This is a genomic window from Xanthomonas prunicola (assembly GCF_025266575.1).
In the GTDB taxonomy this organism is placed as follows: domain Bacteria; phylum Pseudomonadota; class Gammaproteobacteria; order Xanthomonadales; family Xanthomonadaceae; genus Xanthomonas; species Xanthomonas prunicola.
In genome coordinates this window covers 1,289,737-1,305,268 of the sequence record NZ_CP096142.1, presented here as the reverse complement: position 1 = coordinate 1,305,268, position 15,532 = coordinate 1,289,737, and the positions used below count along the sequence as shown (strand labels likewise).

Here is a 15,532-nt window from a genome sequence, read left to right as displayed (position 1 = left end):
CAGCATGGCCACGATGAATATCTCCTTGCCCGACGAGCTCAAGCAGTTTGTCGATCAGCAAGTCCAGGAGCATGCCTACGGTTCCAGCAGTGAGTATCTGCGCGAACTGATCCGCAAACAGCGCGATGTGGAACAACTGCGTGGGTTGCTGCTGGATGGGGCCAACTCCGGGCCGGCCTTGGCAATGGAGCCCGATTATTTCGACAAGATGCGTGCGCGTGCGCAGGCCCGCGTCGCCGGCAAGTGAAGCCCGCGCACTGGCGTCCGCTGGCGCTGCGCGATATCGATGAAGCTGCCGCGGGGTACGGCGAACAAGGTGGGCTTGCGCTGGAGGGGGCATTTACCAACGCGCTGGAGTCGGCGCTCAAGACGCTGATGCAGCACCCGGGTGTCGGTTCCAGCCGACATGCGGTGCTGCTAAGGCTGCAGGACCTGCGCTCGTGGCCACCCACGGGATTTCCCTATTTGATTTTCTACATCGAATGCGACGCGGACATCGTCATCTGGCGTGTGCTGCAGATGCAGCGCGATATTCCTGCGTGGATAAGCGACGACGCCTGAACGGTTCGATGCGAGTTTCGCCCAACGCTTCTGGCAATGCCGCAGTCGGCGCGTCTGTGCTGCGATAACGCTCAACCGAGATAGACCAAACCAATGACCCATCTACCCCAACTCCGCATCCCCGCCACCTACATGCGTGGCGGTACCAGCAAGGGCGTGTTTTTCCGCCTGCAGGATCTGCCCGTGGCCGCACAGCAGCCAGGCGCTGAACGCGATGCCTTGTTGCTGCGGGTGATCGGCAGCCCCGATCCGTATGCCAAGCAGATCGATGGCATGGGCGGGGCGACCTCCAGCACCAGCAAGAGCGTGATCGTGTCTGCCAGTACGCGCGACGGGCACGATGTGGACTATCTGTTCGGGCAGGTGTCCATCGATCGTGCGTTTGTGGATTGGAGCGGCAACTGCGGCAATCTGTCGGCGGCGGTCGGTCCGTTTGCAATTTCCAGCGGCTTGATCGATTCCGCACGCGTGCCGCGTGATGGCGTGGCGACCGTGCGGATCTGGCAGGCCAATATCGGCAAGACCATCGTGGCGCACGTACCGATGACCGATGGGGTGGTGCAGGAAACCGGCGACTTCGAGCTGGATGGGGTGACCTTTCCCGCCGCCGAAGTGCAGCTGGAATTTCTCGACCCCGCCGATGCGACCGAGGGCGAGGGCGGTGCGATGTTTCCTACCGGCAATCTGATCGACCAGTTGGAGATTCCCGGTCTGGGTACGATCGCCGCCACGTTGATCAATGCCGGTATCCCGACCATCTTCGTCAATGCGCACGAGCTGGGTTACACCGGCACCGAATTGCAGGAGGCGATCAACGGCGATGCGCGCGCGCTGCGCATGTTCGAAACATTGCGCGCGCATGGCGCAGTGCGGATGGGGTTGATTGCCAGCGTCGAGGACGCCGTTACGCGTCAGCACACGCCCAAAGTCGCCTTTGTCGCGCCGCCGGCCGACTACACCGCGTCCAGCGGCAAGCCGGTGCATGCGGACGAGATCGATCTGCTGGTGCGCGCGATGTCGATGGGCAAGTTGCACCACGCGATGATGGGCACTGCCGCCGTCGCCATCGGAACCGCTGCTGCCGTTCCCGGCACCCTGGTCAATCTGGCTGCCGGTGGCACGACGCGGACGGCGGTGCGCTTCGGCCATCCGTCCGGCAGCTTGCGCGTCGGTGCGGAGGCGACACTGGTCGATGGCCAGTGGCAGGTGACCAAGGCACTGATGAGCCGCAGCGCGCGGGTGCTGATGGAAGGCTGGGTGCGGGTGCCGGGTCCTGAGTGACCGGCACAGGATGTGGGATGGCTTGGATGCACACCGCGCACGCGTCGGTTAGAGGGGCGCTAGCGATGTTGCGTGCGATGGTTGCATCGCTTCGGTCGGGCGCCAGTCGGTTGCACGGTGTGGCAGTGGTGGCACGCGCGCGTGTTAGCCGGAGCCGCCGCGCACCGGCGTTCCAGATGTAAGCGGTAGAGCCGGGTCGTTCGCCTTGCGGTTTGGCATATGTCCAGGCGCTGGATGGTCGCCGATGCTGTGGATGGACATTCTCTTGCTCAGCGAATGGCGCAAGCCCGGCGCAGGAGCGTGGCGTGACAAGCATGCTTAACTGAGACTCTCCATGCGCCATCGCACAAATTGACGGGGCGTGTTGCATTAATTAGAACGAATTTTCGAATTATGGAAACTTTTTCGTACGGGCTCTGCCATATTTGTGTAAATCGTGTTAATTCTGTTGCACCGCGGCACGCAGGCCGGGCCGCCCCGCCACCAGAATCCGGAGTTCTCCCCATGTCCGCCAGCCGGTCGCTCAAGATCAGCGCGCTCGCCGTCGCCGTCGTTTCCCTTCTTCCGCTTTATGCCGCCGCCCAGCAGGCGCCCAGCGACGACGGTGTCGTGCGTCTGGATGCGGTCAAGGTCACGGTCGAGCGTCGTTCGGAAGACTCCAAGGACGTGCCGGTTTCTGCATCGGTGCTGCGCCCGGAATTCCTGGATGCCATCTCCACCAGCGGCTCGGACATCCGCGTGCTGGCCGGCAAGGCGCCCAGCCTCAACATCGAATCCTCCAACGGCCGTGTGTTCCCGCGCGTCTACATCCGCGGCTACGGCAACACCGACTTCAATACCTATGCTTCGCAGCCGGTGTCGTTGATCTATGACGACGTGGTGCAGGAAAACGCGTTCCTGAAGGGTTTCCCGATCTTCGATCTGGAAGGCCTGGAAGTGCTGCGCGGGCCGCAGGGCACGCTGTTCGGCCGCAACACGCCGGCCGGCGTGGTCAAGTTCAACTCGGTCAAGCCGACCATCGGCGCCAATGACGGCTACGCCAGCCTGTCCTACGGCACCTACGGCACCATGACCCTGGAAAGCGGCCTGAGCATCGCGATGGGCGACCATTGGGCAGCGCGTCTGTCCACCTTGGGCCAGCGCCGCGACGATTGGGTGGAAAACCGCGATGGCCGCGATCTGGAAGGCTATACCGATTCGGCCGTGCGCCTGCAGCTGCTGTACCAGGCCAGCGATGATTTCAGTGCGCTGTTCAACGCGCATGCGCGTCACCTGGACGGCACCGCACGCCTGTTCCGCGCCAACATCATCCAGCCGGGTACCAACCAGCTGGTGGATGGCTTCGATCCTGAAAAATCCTTCATCGACGGTGCCAATCGCCAGGAACTGCAGACCTACGGCGGCAGCGCCAACCTGACCTGGGATCTGGGCGATATCGCGCTGCACTCGATCACCGCCTACGAAGGCATTGGCAAGTACTACAGCCGCGGCGATATCGATGGCGGCTTCGGCGCAGTGTTCGCACCGCCGTCGGGCCCGGGCGTGATTCCGTTCCCGGTGGAAACCGCCGGCGGCATCAAGAGCCTGGACCAGTACAGCCAGGAAGTGCGGGCCGAATCCCAGTACGAAGGCCCGCTCAACTGGCAGGCCGGCCTGTACTACTTCCACGACGATGTGGAAGGCGAAAACTACACCTACAACACCTTCAGCGGCGGCGACCTGGCCAGCTATCAGCTGACCCGCCAGCGCAATACTTCGTGGGCGGCGTTCGGTTCATTGAACTACGCGGCGACCGACCGTTTGAACCTGCGCGCCGGCATCCGTTACACCTACGACAAGAAGACCTTCGACGTGCTGGCGCTGGACCGCGTCACCCTGGTCGAGCCGTCCAGCGGGCAGACCGACAACTCCAAGGTCACCGGCGATCTGGCGGCCACCTTCGCCATCAACGACGACGTCAACGTGTACGCCCGTGCCGCACGCGGCTTCCGCGGCGCCAGCTTCGGCGTGCCCTCTGGCACCGCGCCGCTGACTGTGGCCGAGCCGGAGACGGTGGATTCGTTCGAGGTCGGCATCAAGTCGGACCTGTTCGACAACCGCGCGCGTCTGAGCTTCGACGTCTACGATTTCCGGGTGAAGAACCAGCAGCTCACCGCGGTGGGTGGCGCGTCCAATGACGTGCGTCTGCTCAATGCCGACAAGACCAAGGCGCGCGGCGCCGAATTCGATTTCGAAGCCCTGCTCACCCAGAACCTGCGCGTCACTGCCGGTGGCGCCTACAACTGGACCCGCATCGACGACCCGAACCTGTCGGTGGGCGTGTGCCGCACCTGCACCGTGACCGATCCGATCAACGCGGCCGGTCGCGCCGTGATCGACGGCAACGATCTGCCGCAGGCCGCCAAGTGGATGGCCAACGCAACCCTGCGTTACGGCATCCCGATGGGCAACGACGGCGAACTGTTCTTCTACACCGACTGGTCCTACCGCAGCGAAGTGAATTTCTTCCTGTACGACTCCAAGGAATTCACCGGCCAGCCGCTGGTCGAAGGTGGCGCCAAGATCGGCTACAACTGGGGCGCCGGTGCATACGAGCTGTCGGTGTTCTGCCGCAACTGCACCAACCAGATCCGCGTCACCGGTGCGATCGACTTCAACAATCTCACCGGCTTCATCAACGACCCGCGCATCGTGGGTGCGCAGTTCCGCGCCAACTTCTGATCGGCGCCGTGGTGTAGCAGTATCGAACCGCCGGCGATCATGCCGGCGGTTTTTTTTTATGGCAGCAGGAGTGGGCAGATGCAGCGGACCTGGCAACGCGCGTGGGTACTGATGGCGATGTGGTGCATGTCGACAGCCGTATGGGCGCAGCAGCCTGTGGCGGCGGTGCAATCCACGCCTGCATCGGTGCAGACCGAGAAAGTGGTGGTTTCCACCGACATCGGCGACGACATCGACGATGCGTTTGCGTTGGGGCTGCTGCTACGTAGCCCGCAGTTGCAGGTGCTGGGCATCGCATCGGCGTGGGGCGACACCACGTTGCGTGTGCAGTTGCTGCAGCGGTTGTTGCAGCAGGCCGGGCGCAGCGAGATTCCGCTCGCGGTGGGTGCGCGCACCACCAGCAGCAGTGCTTTCAGCCAGGCACGTTGGGCGGCCAAGGGGCAGGTGCCGTCTGCGCTGCCGGATGCGGCGGCGATGATCCTGCAGCAGGCGCGCCAGCATCCGGGTGAGGTCACCTTGCTGGTGCTGGGGCCGATGACCGATGCTGCGCTGGCGCAACAACGCGATCCGGCCGGCTTTGCCAAGCTCAAGCGTGTGGTGGCGATGGGCGGATCGGTGCGGGTGGGCTACGGCAAGTCTGCGTATCGTCCGGCCAGTGCGCCCGCGCCGGAGTACAACATTCTGGCCGATGTGCGGGCAGCGCAGCGCGTGTTCGCGGCCGGGGTGCCGATCGTGTTGTTGCCACTGGATGCCACGCAGATCACGCTGGAAGAGCCCGAGCGCATTGCACTGTTTGCGCACGGCGACGGCCTGACCGACGCGCTCACCCAGCTCTACTACCAGTGGCGCAATACCGACCAGCCCTGGGCCAGTGCAACACCGACCTTGTTCGATGCCGTGCCGGTAGCCTGGCTGCTGCGTCCCGCATTGTGCCCGACCACGCCACTGCATCTGGACGTCGATGCGCAGGGCTATACGCGCGAGGGGCCAGGCACGCCGAACGTGCAGGCCTGCCTGCGCGTGGACAAGCCGGCATGGACGGCGTTGTACATGCAGCAACTGCTGCGCTGAGCAAGCGTGCCGAAGGCCGTTCCTGGAAATCCTTCTCCCGCTCGCGGGAGACAGTGGTGCGCAGCGCGGGATGACGGTGGGGTGGTTTGAAAGCGCCTCCATCCGCCCTTCTGGCACCTTCCCCCGCGAGCGGGGGAAGGCAGCATTGTAGGCGGGCAAGACAGCGCTGGCAGGCGGTGAAGACAGCATTGGTAACGTGGAGGTGAGCAGCATCGCCCTTGCCTTCTCCTGCAGGCGGGAGAAGGTGGCGCGCAGCGCCGGATGAGGGCGCGGGGCTGACGTACCCGGCCTCCGCAGGATGCGCGCCGCTATACTGGCCGTCTCAGTCATGGGACAGCGCGAATGGACAGGCAGCAATCAGGGATGAGGTGGTTTGGTGCGCGGCGCATGCTGCTGTGGGTGGTGCTGCTGGCCGTGGCGATCGGCGCAGTGGCGTGCAAGCGCAACGAAAGCGGCCAGCTGCCTGCCGCCAGCGGCGAGGCGATCAAGGCCGACAAGCAGACCATCACCGGCTTCGCGTTGGCGCGTGCCTATCCCGACCAGACCGGCGACGGTTTGTCGCTGGCGCTGGAATTTTCGCGTCCGCTGGTGGGGACGCAGGATTTCGATGCGCTGGTGCGTTTCGAAGAAAAAGTCGGCACCGGCGACAGCAGCTGGTCGCTGTCCGATGACGGCAAGACCCTGCGCTACCCCTATGTGGAAGCGGCCAAGGACTACACCGTGCTGGTCGACGCCAACCTGTTGGCCGCCGACGGCAGTCGCCTGGGTAAGCCGCTCAAGCAGAAGGTCTACACCGGGGAACTCAAGCCAGTGGCCGGGTTCGCTTCGCAGGGCAGCGTGCTGCCGGCGCGTGAGAGCCGTGGTCTGCCGGTGGTGTCGGTGAACGTGCCGGAAGTGGACGTCGAGTTCCTGCGCGTGCGCGAGAAGTCGCTGCCGGCATTTTTCCAGCATTTCCAGCGCGGCGGGCGCCGTGGCAGCTGGGAACTGGAGAGCGAGTACAGCGGCAAGGAGCCGCTGTCCAAGCTGGCCGACCCGGTGTATGTCAATCGCTTCATTCTTGGCGGCAAGCAGAACGAGCGCGTGCTGACCTACCTGCCGACGCAGGACATCAAGGAACTGCAGGAGCCGGGCCTGTACTTTGCGGTGATGAAGCGTGCGGGCAGTTTCGAAAATGAATTTGACACCGCGTTCTTCACCGTCAGCGACATCGGCCTGCACACGCGCGCCTACAAGGACAAGCTGTTCGTGCACACCGCCTCGTTGCAGAGTGGCGAGGCGCTCAAGAACGTGGAACTGCGCATCCTCGATGCCAAGGGCGAGTTGTTCCTGAAAGGTGCGACCGACGGTAACGGCAACGCGCTGCTCAACTACACGCTCGATGCCGGCCATGTGCTGACCGCGCGCAGCAAGACCGATATCTCGCTGCTGCCGTTCAATCAGCCGGCATTGGATCTGAGCGAGTTCGCCGTGGCAGGGCGTCAGGGCGCTTGGTTCGACGTGTTTGCCTGGGCCGGCCGCGACCTGTATCGCCCTGGCGAGACCATGCGGGTGTCGGCGATCCTGCGCGACAACGACGGCAAGCCGACCAAGCCGCAACCGGTATTTCTGCGCCTCAAGCAGCCGGACGGCAAGACCTTCCGCGAGACCAAGCTGCAGCCGGGCGAGCAGGGCTATTTCGAGTTCAGCCAGCAGATTCCGGCCGATGCGCCGACCGGCCGCTGGCAGGTGGAATTCCGCACCGATCCGGCCAGCAAGGACGCCGTGCAGGGCATGACCGTGCGCGTGGAAGAGTTCCTGCCCGAGCGCATGAAGCTGGATCTGGACAGCACCCAAAAGACCCTGAGCCCCGGCCAGCCGTTCACGCTGGTCGCCAATGCCGCGTACCTGTATGGCGCGCCGGCCGACGGCAACCGTTTCACCGCCAAGCTTGCGGTCAGCGTCGAGCAGCACCCGCTCGAGTCCTTGCCGGGCTGGTTCTTCGGCGACCCCACGCTGGAGCTGCCGCGCGACGCCAAGGACGTGATCGACACCACGTTCGGCAGTGACGGCATCCTGCGCGAAGACATCGCGCTGCCTGCCGAAGCCAAGCCGGTCAGCACGATTGCGGCGGTCGTCTCCGGCAGCGTGTATGAAACCGGCGGTCGCACCGTCACCCGCACCCTCAAGCGCGTGCTGTGGCCGGCGAAGGCACTGGTCGGCGTGCGTCCGTTGTTCGACGACAAGGACGGCGCCGATGCGAACGGTACGGCGCGCTTTGAAGTCACCCGCGTGGATGCCGATGGCAAGTCGCAGCCGGCCAAGGGCCTGAAGGCCACGCTGGTGCGCGAGCTGCGCGACTACCACTGGAACTACACCGACGACCATTGGGATTACGACTTCACCCGCCGCTTCGAAAACAAGGACACGCGCACGCTCGATGTGGGCAGCGTCAACGCCAAGATCGAGTTCCCGGTGGAGTGGGGCGAGTACCGCCTGGATGTGTTCGACCCGGCAAGCGGGCTGACCACGCGTTACCCGTTCCGTGCCGGCTGGAGCTGGAACGACGAAAACCGCGGCCTGGACGCGCGCCCGGACAAGGTCAAGCTGGCGCTGGACAAGACCGGCTATCGCGCCGGCGACACGCTCACCGTCACGCTGACCCCGCCGCATGCCGGCAAGGGCGTGCTGCTGGTGGAAAGCGACAAGCTGCTGTACGTGCAGGACATCGACGTCAAGCCGGGTAGCACCTTCGAAATTCCGGTGACGGAGAGCTGGGAGCGGCACGACGTCTACGTCACCGCGCTGGTGTTCCGCGGCGGCACCGCGCCGAGCAAGATCACTCCCGCGCGTGCGGTGGGTGTGGCGTATGTGCCGATGGATCGCAAGGCGCGCCGCGTGGCAGTGGGTCTGTCCGCGCCCAAGCAGATGCGCCCCGAGCAATCGCTGCCGGTGACGGTGAGCGTGCCGGAGCTGGCGGGCAAGGCGGCGCACGTCACCATCTCGGCGGTGGATGTGGGCATCCTCAACATCACCCGCTTCCCGGTGCCCGATGCCAACGCGCAGTTCTTCGCGCAGCGTCGTCTGGGAACCGATTCCTATGACATCTATGGCCGGGTCATCGAAAGTTTCGAAGGCGCCAGCGGCAAGCTCAAGTTCGGCGGCGACATGGCGCTGGAAGCCTTGCCGCAGGCCAAGCGCCCGACCGCGCGCGTGCAGACCGTTGACCTGTTCTCCGGTTCGGTAAAACTTGACGCCCGTGGCAACGCACGCGTGCAACTGCCGGTGCCGGATTTCAACGGCACCTTGCGGGTGTCGGCGCTGGTGTATTCGGACACGCGTTACGGCAACCGCGACATGGAAACCATCGTGCGCGCGCCGATCCTGGCCGAAGCCAGCATGCCGCGCGTGATGGCACCGGGCGACCGCAGCACGGTGACGCTGGACGTGCAGAACTTCACCGGTAAGCCGGGCGAGTTCAATGTGCGTGTCGAGGGCATTGGCCCGCTCGCCATTGGCGAGGCGTCGCGCAGCGTCAAGCTCGGTGTGGATGCCAAGCAGACGCTGAGCTTCCCGCTGAGCGCGACCGAAGGCTATCGCGTGGCCAAGGTGCGCGTGCGCGTGGACGGCAATGGGTTCAAGGCCGATCGCAGCTACGAGCTGCCGGTGCGCGCCGGCTGGCCGCAGGTACTGCGTGCGCAGACGCGCGTGCTCGACCCGCTGGCGCCGATCACCCTGGACAGCGGTTTTGCCGATGGCCTGATGGCCGGCTCGGTGACCGCGCGCATGGTGGTCAGCGCACTGCCGCCGATCCCGTTCGCCAGCGCGCTGCAAGGCGCGTTGGAGTACCCGTACGGCTGCGCCGAGCAGACCACCAGCAAAGGCTATGCAGCACTGCTGCTCGACGATGCCACCGCCAAGGCGCTCGGCACTCAGGGACTGGAGGCGTCAAAGCGGCGCGAACGCATGGAAGGAGCGTTCGGGCGCTTGGCGTCGATGCAGATCGCCAGCGGGCATTTTTCGATGTGGGGCGACGATGGCTACAGCAATCCAAGCCTGACGCCCTACATCGCCGAGTTCCTGCTCGACGCCAAGGACGCCGGTTTCGCGGTGCCGGACAACGTGCTGCAGAAGGCGCTCAATCGCCTGAGCGAAGATCTGCTGTCCGGCGGCAACGAGTTCTACGGGCAGGACCGTCGCGACAATCTGAAGTTCGCCAATCAGGCCTGGTCCGGCTATGTGCTGGCACGCGTCAACCGCGCGCCGTTGGGCACGCTGCGCGCGCTGTACGACAACCAGCGCGACAAGGCGCTGACCGGTCTGTCGCTGGTCCATCTGGGCATCGCCTTGTCGCTGCAGGGCGACACCAAGCGTGGCGATGCGGCGATCAAGGCCGGGTTTGCCAAGGACAGTAGCGAGCGTCCACCGTACTTCGGCGATTACGGCAGCGCGATCCGCGACGATGCCTTGATGATGGCATTGCTGCACGAGCGCGGTTTGTCCAAGCCCGAGTACGACACCCGCGCGGTGGCCCTGGGCCGCGCGCTGGACGCGCGTCGCGCCACCGGTTGGCTGTGGTTGAGCACGCAGGAGCAAGTCGCGTTGGCGCGTTTGGGCAAGGCCTTGATGGGTGGGCAGGGTAAGCAGGTAGCGGGCACCTTGACGGTGGGCGGCCAGGTGCAGCAGATCGCACCGGCACGTGTGTTCGGGCGCAGTTTCGACAGTGCCGTCCTGGCGCGCGGCGTGCAGTTCGCACCGCAAGGCGAGGCGCCGATGTACGCCAGCCTGGAAGTGGCCGGCATTCCGCGCAGCGCACCGGAACCGGACACGCGCAATCTCAGTGTGGAGCGTAGCTGGTACACCACCGACGGCAAGCCGTGGACGCCCCGTCCGCTCAAGGAAGGCGAGGCGTTGATCGTGCGCGTCACCATCACCGCCAACAGCAGCATGCCCGATGCCTTGCTCACCGACCTGCTGCCAGCCGGCCTGGAGATCGAGAATTTCAATCTCGGCGATGCCAAGCAGTGGGCGGACGTGGTGGTGGACGGCATCGGCATCAGCGAGCGTTCCAGCGCCGCCGACGTCAAGCACGAAGAGTTCCGCGACGACCGCTATGTGGCCGCGCTGGCGCTGTCCTCCGGCAGCAAGGCGCAGGTGTATTACCTGGTCCGTGCAGTCACGCCTGGCACGTACACGGTGCCGCCATCGCTGGTGGAAGACATGTACCGCCCCGAGCTACGCGGTGTGGGTCGCAGCACGCCAGCCACGATGACGGTGGTGCAGCCGTAAGGTGATGGGTTGGTTGGCCCTTCTCCCCTCGGGAGAAGGCCGATGGCCGGATTCCTTCTCCCATTGGGACATTGCCCCCTTCATGGGGGGAGGGGGACGGTGCACCGCGAGAGGCGGGTGAGGGTGCGAGCGAAGCCTGAGTGGGTTGGAGCAGCGCGAGTGGTTCCGCCCCGTCCCCTTGCTGCAATCCCTCTCCCTGCGGGAGAGCGGCCTTCGCTGGCATGTGCGATGTTTTGGCGATTCGTTGAGTGCTTGCTTCGCACACCGCGACATCGCTGCGCTTTGTCTTTTCGGTGCGATGCAGGCGACACCAGAGAGTCATTTCCAGGTTCTACGGTGGCGTGCTTTCTCATCGACGCGGCGTCATTGCTGCGCAACTTACGGGATTCCATGCACCGCCTCGATCCGTACCGTATGCACCTGTCCGTTCTCGCCGTGGCCATTGCCGCATGCTCGCCTGCACTGCAGGCTCAAAGCGTCGGTGCGTCAGCCGACTCCGCGCGCTTTGTGTCACCAACCTATCCAGACAGTGCGTCAGCCAACGAGAGCCAGCGTCCCACCGAGACAGCGTCGGCGGCAGCGCATCCCTCGAGCATCGACCCGACAACCGCGCTCAACGATGCAGCCGGCAGCGAGGCGCCTGCCACAGACGCGGCTAAAGGCGGCGTACAAACGCTCGACGCCATGCAGGTCACCGGCGTGCGCCGCGCCAACGCCGCCGCAGTGGAAAGCAAGCGCGCTGCGACCAACATCACCGATGTGATCAGCGCCACCGATGTGCGCGCCTTGCCCGACAGTACCATCGTCGAGGCATTGCGCCGCGTGCCGGGTTTGTCGGTGTTACCGGCGACCGATAACGAGCATCCGCGCGATGAAGCAGCCACGCCGGTGTTGCGTGGCCTGGGGCCGTCGTACAACAACGTGACCATCGACGGGCTCACCATCGCCTCGCCCGGCACACCGAACGGGACACTCGGCTCGATCACCCGCGGTGTGCGTCTGGACTTGCTGCCGGCATCGATGGTCAGCGAGTTGCAGGTCGTCAAGACGTTTACGCCCGATCTGGATCCCAACGCGACTGGCGGTGCGATCAACCTGAAGACCCGCAGCGCGTTCGAGAACGGCGGCAAGCCGTTCTTCAGCGCCGATGCGGCACTCGGCCACGCCAACGATGTGGGCAAGCCGCGCGATCAAGATGATCCCGGCTACCGCGTCAATGCCACCGGCAGCCGCACCTTCGGCAGCGACCAGCAATACGGCGTCACCGTGTCGGCCAACTATCAAACGCTGAGCAGCTACACCGAAACCCATATGACGACCGACACGGTGCATTACGGGTTCTACGACAACAGCGGTGTGTTGCAGACCGGCGCCAATCTTGGCAACGGCTGGGCGGTGCCGCAGCAGGATAAATATTGGTACGTGCAAGATCAGCGCGAGCGCTATGGCGTCACCGGAAAATTCGAGATGCGGCCGAGTGCAGCGCTCGAAGCGTATGCCATGGCCGGCTACTACTATTTCAAGGACAACATGGAGCGCAACGAGGTCATCATCGACCCGCGCAACCGTGGTCAGGTCTTCAATCAAACCGCCACCTCTGGCAGCTATCCGGGGGGCGATATCGAGGTGGGGTACTCGAACCAGATCGTCACCACGCGTACCAAGGTTGCGCAGCTGGGCACGCTCTGGCGGCCGACCGATCGGCAGCAGTTTTCCGCGCGTGGGGCGTGGTCGGATGCGACCTACGACGAGCCGATCCGCATGATCAAGTACGCCACCGGCATCACGCGCCCGGCACCGGTGCCGGTGGGCCAGACCGGCAGCGGCGTCACCCTCAATGCTACGCCGAACTACGCATTCAATTACGACACGTCCGGGTTGGATCAGCGGTTCGGCGTATCGCCGCAGGCCTACGACAATCTCGACAATTACAGCCTGTCGTACTGGCGCCCGGACTACAAACGCACTGCTGCCGATCGTATCCTCACCGGCCGGCTCGACTACGGTTTCAATCAAGGCGAAAGCGATCAGGGCATCGGCTTTGCGGCAGGCGTGTCGTATACCACCGACAAGCCGTCCTATGGCATCTACCGTGTCGAATATCAGCCCAATACAACGGCGCCAGCATTCGGCCTGGCCGATGTGGTGGGAACCGGCAGGGCGCCGATGCGCTATCTCGGTTTGAATCTGCTGAGCATCGACCCGAACAAGGCCAACCGCGTGCTGGCTGCCACGCCATTGAGCGCCTTCAACAGCACCGACCAGCAGGCTTTCAGTAATCAGGACAACTTCACGCATACCGAAAAAACGTTTGGCAGCTATGGCTTGGTCAGCTATCGCAGCGATCGTTTGAATGTGCAAGCCGGTGTGCATTTGGACAGTACCAAGCTCGACACATTAGGCCGCGAGCGGCAGCTGGATACGACAACCAATCACTACGTGTATGTCGATAACCAGACCACTGCGGACTACCACTATTTATTGCCGTCGGCGGTCATGACCTATCACCTGACCGATGCACTGGATCTGCGTGCCGGTGCAAGCCGCACCTTGGGTCGCCCGCCGTACGATGCATATGCCGCACGCACCTCGATCGGCTTCGTCAACACAACGGACGCCGGCAACCCGAATGCGCAGGGTGTGACCGTCACCATTGGCAATCCGGATATCAAACCGCGCGTGTCCAATAACCTGGATCTGTCGCTGGAATGGCGCCTTCCCGGCGAGTTCGATGCATTCGCGTCCGCTGCCGTGTTCGACAAGCGCATCCAGGACGAGATCTTTACGCTCTCGCGCACCGACAGCTTTACCTTCGACGGCACCACCTATGCCAATGCATTGATCAGTACACCGGCCAATGCCGCCAAGGCACGCATTCGCGGTGTGGAATTCAACGGCATCGTCAACACGCTGGCACCCATCGCGCCGTGGCTGAGCGGCGTCGGTTTCAGCGCCAATGTCGCGTTGCTCGACGGCAGTCTGGACGTGCCTTACAGCGTCGGCAGCGGCAGCAGCGTGACCCAGCGCGAGCGCAAACTCGACAATCTGGTCGGCCAGCCGGATTACACCGCCAATGCCACGTTGTTCTACAACACCGGCGGGTTGGAACTGCGTGCTGCTTACAACCGGCAGGGCAAGGCGCTGCGGTCCATCGTCAGCAATATCGATTGGCAGGACTTGTACTGGTCGCCGCGCTCGCAGCTGGATTTCACTGCAACCTATGCGGTCAGCAAACAGTTGAGCCTGATCGGCCAGGTCAGCAACATCACCCATAGCCGTATCACCAGCGTCACTGGCCCGGGGCAGAATCTGCTCAAGGACAGTTATTCGGTACCCACCACCTATTGGGTGGGCCTGCGGTTTACGCCGACCTTGTAAGCGCCGCCGGGCGCGGGGTGCCGAAGCCTTGCATCTTGAAACCTGTCACTGCCGCTCACCCGTTTCACTCCAGTAACGCGCACCAGGCGCGGCACCTTACGCTTACCTCGCTCTCGCTTTGCAAGCCACTTGATCGGAGTTGTTCGATGACCTCACGTCTTACTGCCATCCTCGCTGCGTTGCTGTGTGCTGCCGTGTCCACCAGCGCGGGTGCAGCGCCTGCCGGCGTGGCCGCGATCCAGGCGCGCCTGGCCAATCCGCAGGGCGGCATTGTGGTGGTTGCGCATCGCGGCTGTCATGCGGTCGCACCACAGCACGGTTTCACCGACACCGCGCCGGAAAATTCGCTGGCGGCGCTGGAGCGTTGCATCGCCATCGGCGCCGACGTGATGGAAACCGATGTGCGCCGTGCAGCCGATGGCACCTTGGTGATGCTGCACGACGCCACCGTCGACCGCACCACCGATGGCACCGGCAAGCTGTCCGAGCTCACGCTGGCCGACCTGCAGAAACTGCGCCTGCGCAGCGACGAAGGTGGTGCACAGGCATCACTGACCGACCAGCGCGTCGTCACGCTCGAGCAGATGCTCGCCAAGGCCAAAGGGCACATCCTGCTCAACCTGGACGTCAAGGATGCGATCTACGTGCAGGTGATCGACGCGGTCGCACGCGCCGGCATGCAGCACCAGGTGATCGTCAAGGCCGAAGCCGGCATCGCTACGCCGCCGTTGGCGGCGATGACGCCGTTCGATACGGTGTACTTCTTCCCGATCCTGATCAACGCGCATGGCAGTGCCGATCTTGCGGCAATCGCCACTGCGCAGACCCGCAACGCGCGCCCGATGGCATTCGAGTTGCCCAAGATGGCGGCCGCGCAGTTGCCGGCGCTGGCCGCGGTGAGCAAGGCGCACAACGTGAGACTGATGGTCAATTCGTTGTGGGACGGCTTCATTGCCGGCTACGGTGGCGACGCCGATGCCGAGCGCGACCCGGACAAGGTGTGGGGCCGGATGTACCGCGACGGTGTGTCGATCATCCAGACCGATGCGCCGGAAGCCTTGTTGCGCTATCGCGCGACGCTGGAAAAGCACTGAGCGCAGCCTCACGCGCCAGCAACAGGACGTTGCACGACGCGCTGCGCAACAATCAGTTCAACGGACGAGGCGCAACGCCTGACCGCTCTGTAGCTGTTGTTTCCGCTGGCCGAAGACATCGCGTTCCGCCAATTCGGTTGCGTATTCGCGTGTCGGGCGTC

8 protein-coding genes are annotated in these 15,532 nt (G+C 64.2%); all 8 read left to right on the top strand.

Features of this window, described 5'->3' with window-relative positions; all coding sequences use genetic code 11:
* The first annotated feature begins 4 nt into the window (after positions 1–4).
* Positions 5–247 carry a type II toxin-antitoxin system ParD family antitoxin gene (locus M0D43_RS05475; RefSeq protein ID WP_252163851.1) on the top strand — a complete coding sequence of 81 codons (243 nt, stop codon included), beginning with the start codon at positions 5–7 and terminating at the stop codon, positions 245–247.
* Positions 244–561 (top strand): type II toxin-antitoxin system RelE/ParE family toxin, encoded by a 318-nt coding sequence (locus M0D43_RS05470; protein WP_252163850.1) that lies wholly within the window; start codon positions 244–246, stop codon positions 559–561. The genes M0D43_RS05475 and M0D43_RS05470 overlap by 4 nt, the downstream gene beginning before the upstream one ends.
* 93 nt (positions 562–654) lie before the next feature.
* Positions 655–1,842, top strand: a complete 1,188-nt coding sequence (prpF, locus tag M0D43_RS05465; RefSeq protein WP_252163849.1) for a 2-methylaconitate cis-trans isomerase PrpF — start codon at positions 655–657, stop codon at positions 1,840–1,842.
* 504 nt (positions 1,843–2,346) lie between these two features.
* Positions 2,347–4,563 carry a TonB-dependent receptor gene (locus M0D43_RS05460; protein ID WP_252163848.1) on the top strand — a complete coding sequence of 739 codons (2,217 nt, stop codon included), beginning with the start codon at positions 2,347–2,349 and terminating at the stop codon, positions 4,561–4,563.
* Positions 4,564–4,641: 78 nt separating this feature from the next.
* Positions 4,642–5,634 carry a nucleoside hydrolase gene (locus M0D43_RS05455; RefSeq protein WP_252163847.1) on the top strand — a complete coding sequence of 331 codons (993 nt, stop codon included), beginning with the start codon at positions 4,642–4,644 and terminating at the stop codon, positions 5,632–5,634.
* Positions 5,635–5,976: 342 nt separating this feature from the next.
* Positions 5,977–10,899 (top strand): alpha-2-macroglobulin family protein, encoded by a 4,923-nt coding sequence (locus M0D43_RS05450; protein ID WP_425510645.1) that lies wholly within the window; start codon positions 5,977–5,979, stop codon positions 10,897–10,899.
* A 390-nt stretch (positions 10,900–11,289) separates the two neighbouring features.
* Positions 11,290–14,277 carry a TonB-dependent receptor gene (locus M0D43_RS05445; protein ID WP_252163846.1) on the top strand — a complete coding sequence of 996 codons (2,988 nt, stop codon included), beginning with the start codon at positions 11,290–11,292 and terminating at the stop codon, positions 14,275–14,277.
* A 146-nt stretch (positions 14,278–14,423) separates the two neighbouring features.
* Positions 14,424–15,371: a glycerophosphodiester phosphodiesterase family protein gene (locus M0D43_RS05440; protein WP_252163845.1), complete on the top strand. Its 948-nt coding sequence runs from the start codon at positions 14,424–14,426 to the stop codon at positions 15,369–15,371.
* Positions 15,372–15,532 lie beyond the last annotated feature (161 nt).

Coding starts and splice junctions, on each gene's coding strand:
- M0D43_RS05475 (WP_252163851.1), top strand. CDS start 5: ATGGCCACGATGAATATCTCCTTGCCCGACGAGCTCAAGCAGTTTGTC.
- prpF (WP_252163849.1), top strand. CDS start 655: ATGACCCATCTACCCCAACTCCGCATCCCCGCCACCTACATGCGTGGC.
- M0D43_RS05460 (WP_252163848.1), top strand. CDS start 2,347: ATGTCCGCCAGCCGGTCGCTCAAGATCAGCGCGCTCGCCGTCGCCGTC.
- M0D43_RS05455 (WP_252163847.1), top strand. CDS start 4,642: ATGCAGCGGACCTGGCAACGCGCGTGGGTACTGATGGCGATGTGGTGC.
- M0D43_RS05450 (WP_425510645.1), top strand. CDS start 5,977: ATGGACAGGCAGCAATCAGGGATGAGGTGGTTTGGTGCGCGGCGCATG.
- M0D43_RS05445 (WP_252163846.1), top strand. CDS start 11,290: ATGCACCGCCTCGATCCGTACCGTATGCACCTGTCCGTTCTCGCCGTG.
- M0D43_RS05440 (WP_252163845.1), top strand. CDS start 14,424: ATGACCTCACGTCTTACTGCCATCCTCGCTGCGTTGCTGTGTGCTGCC.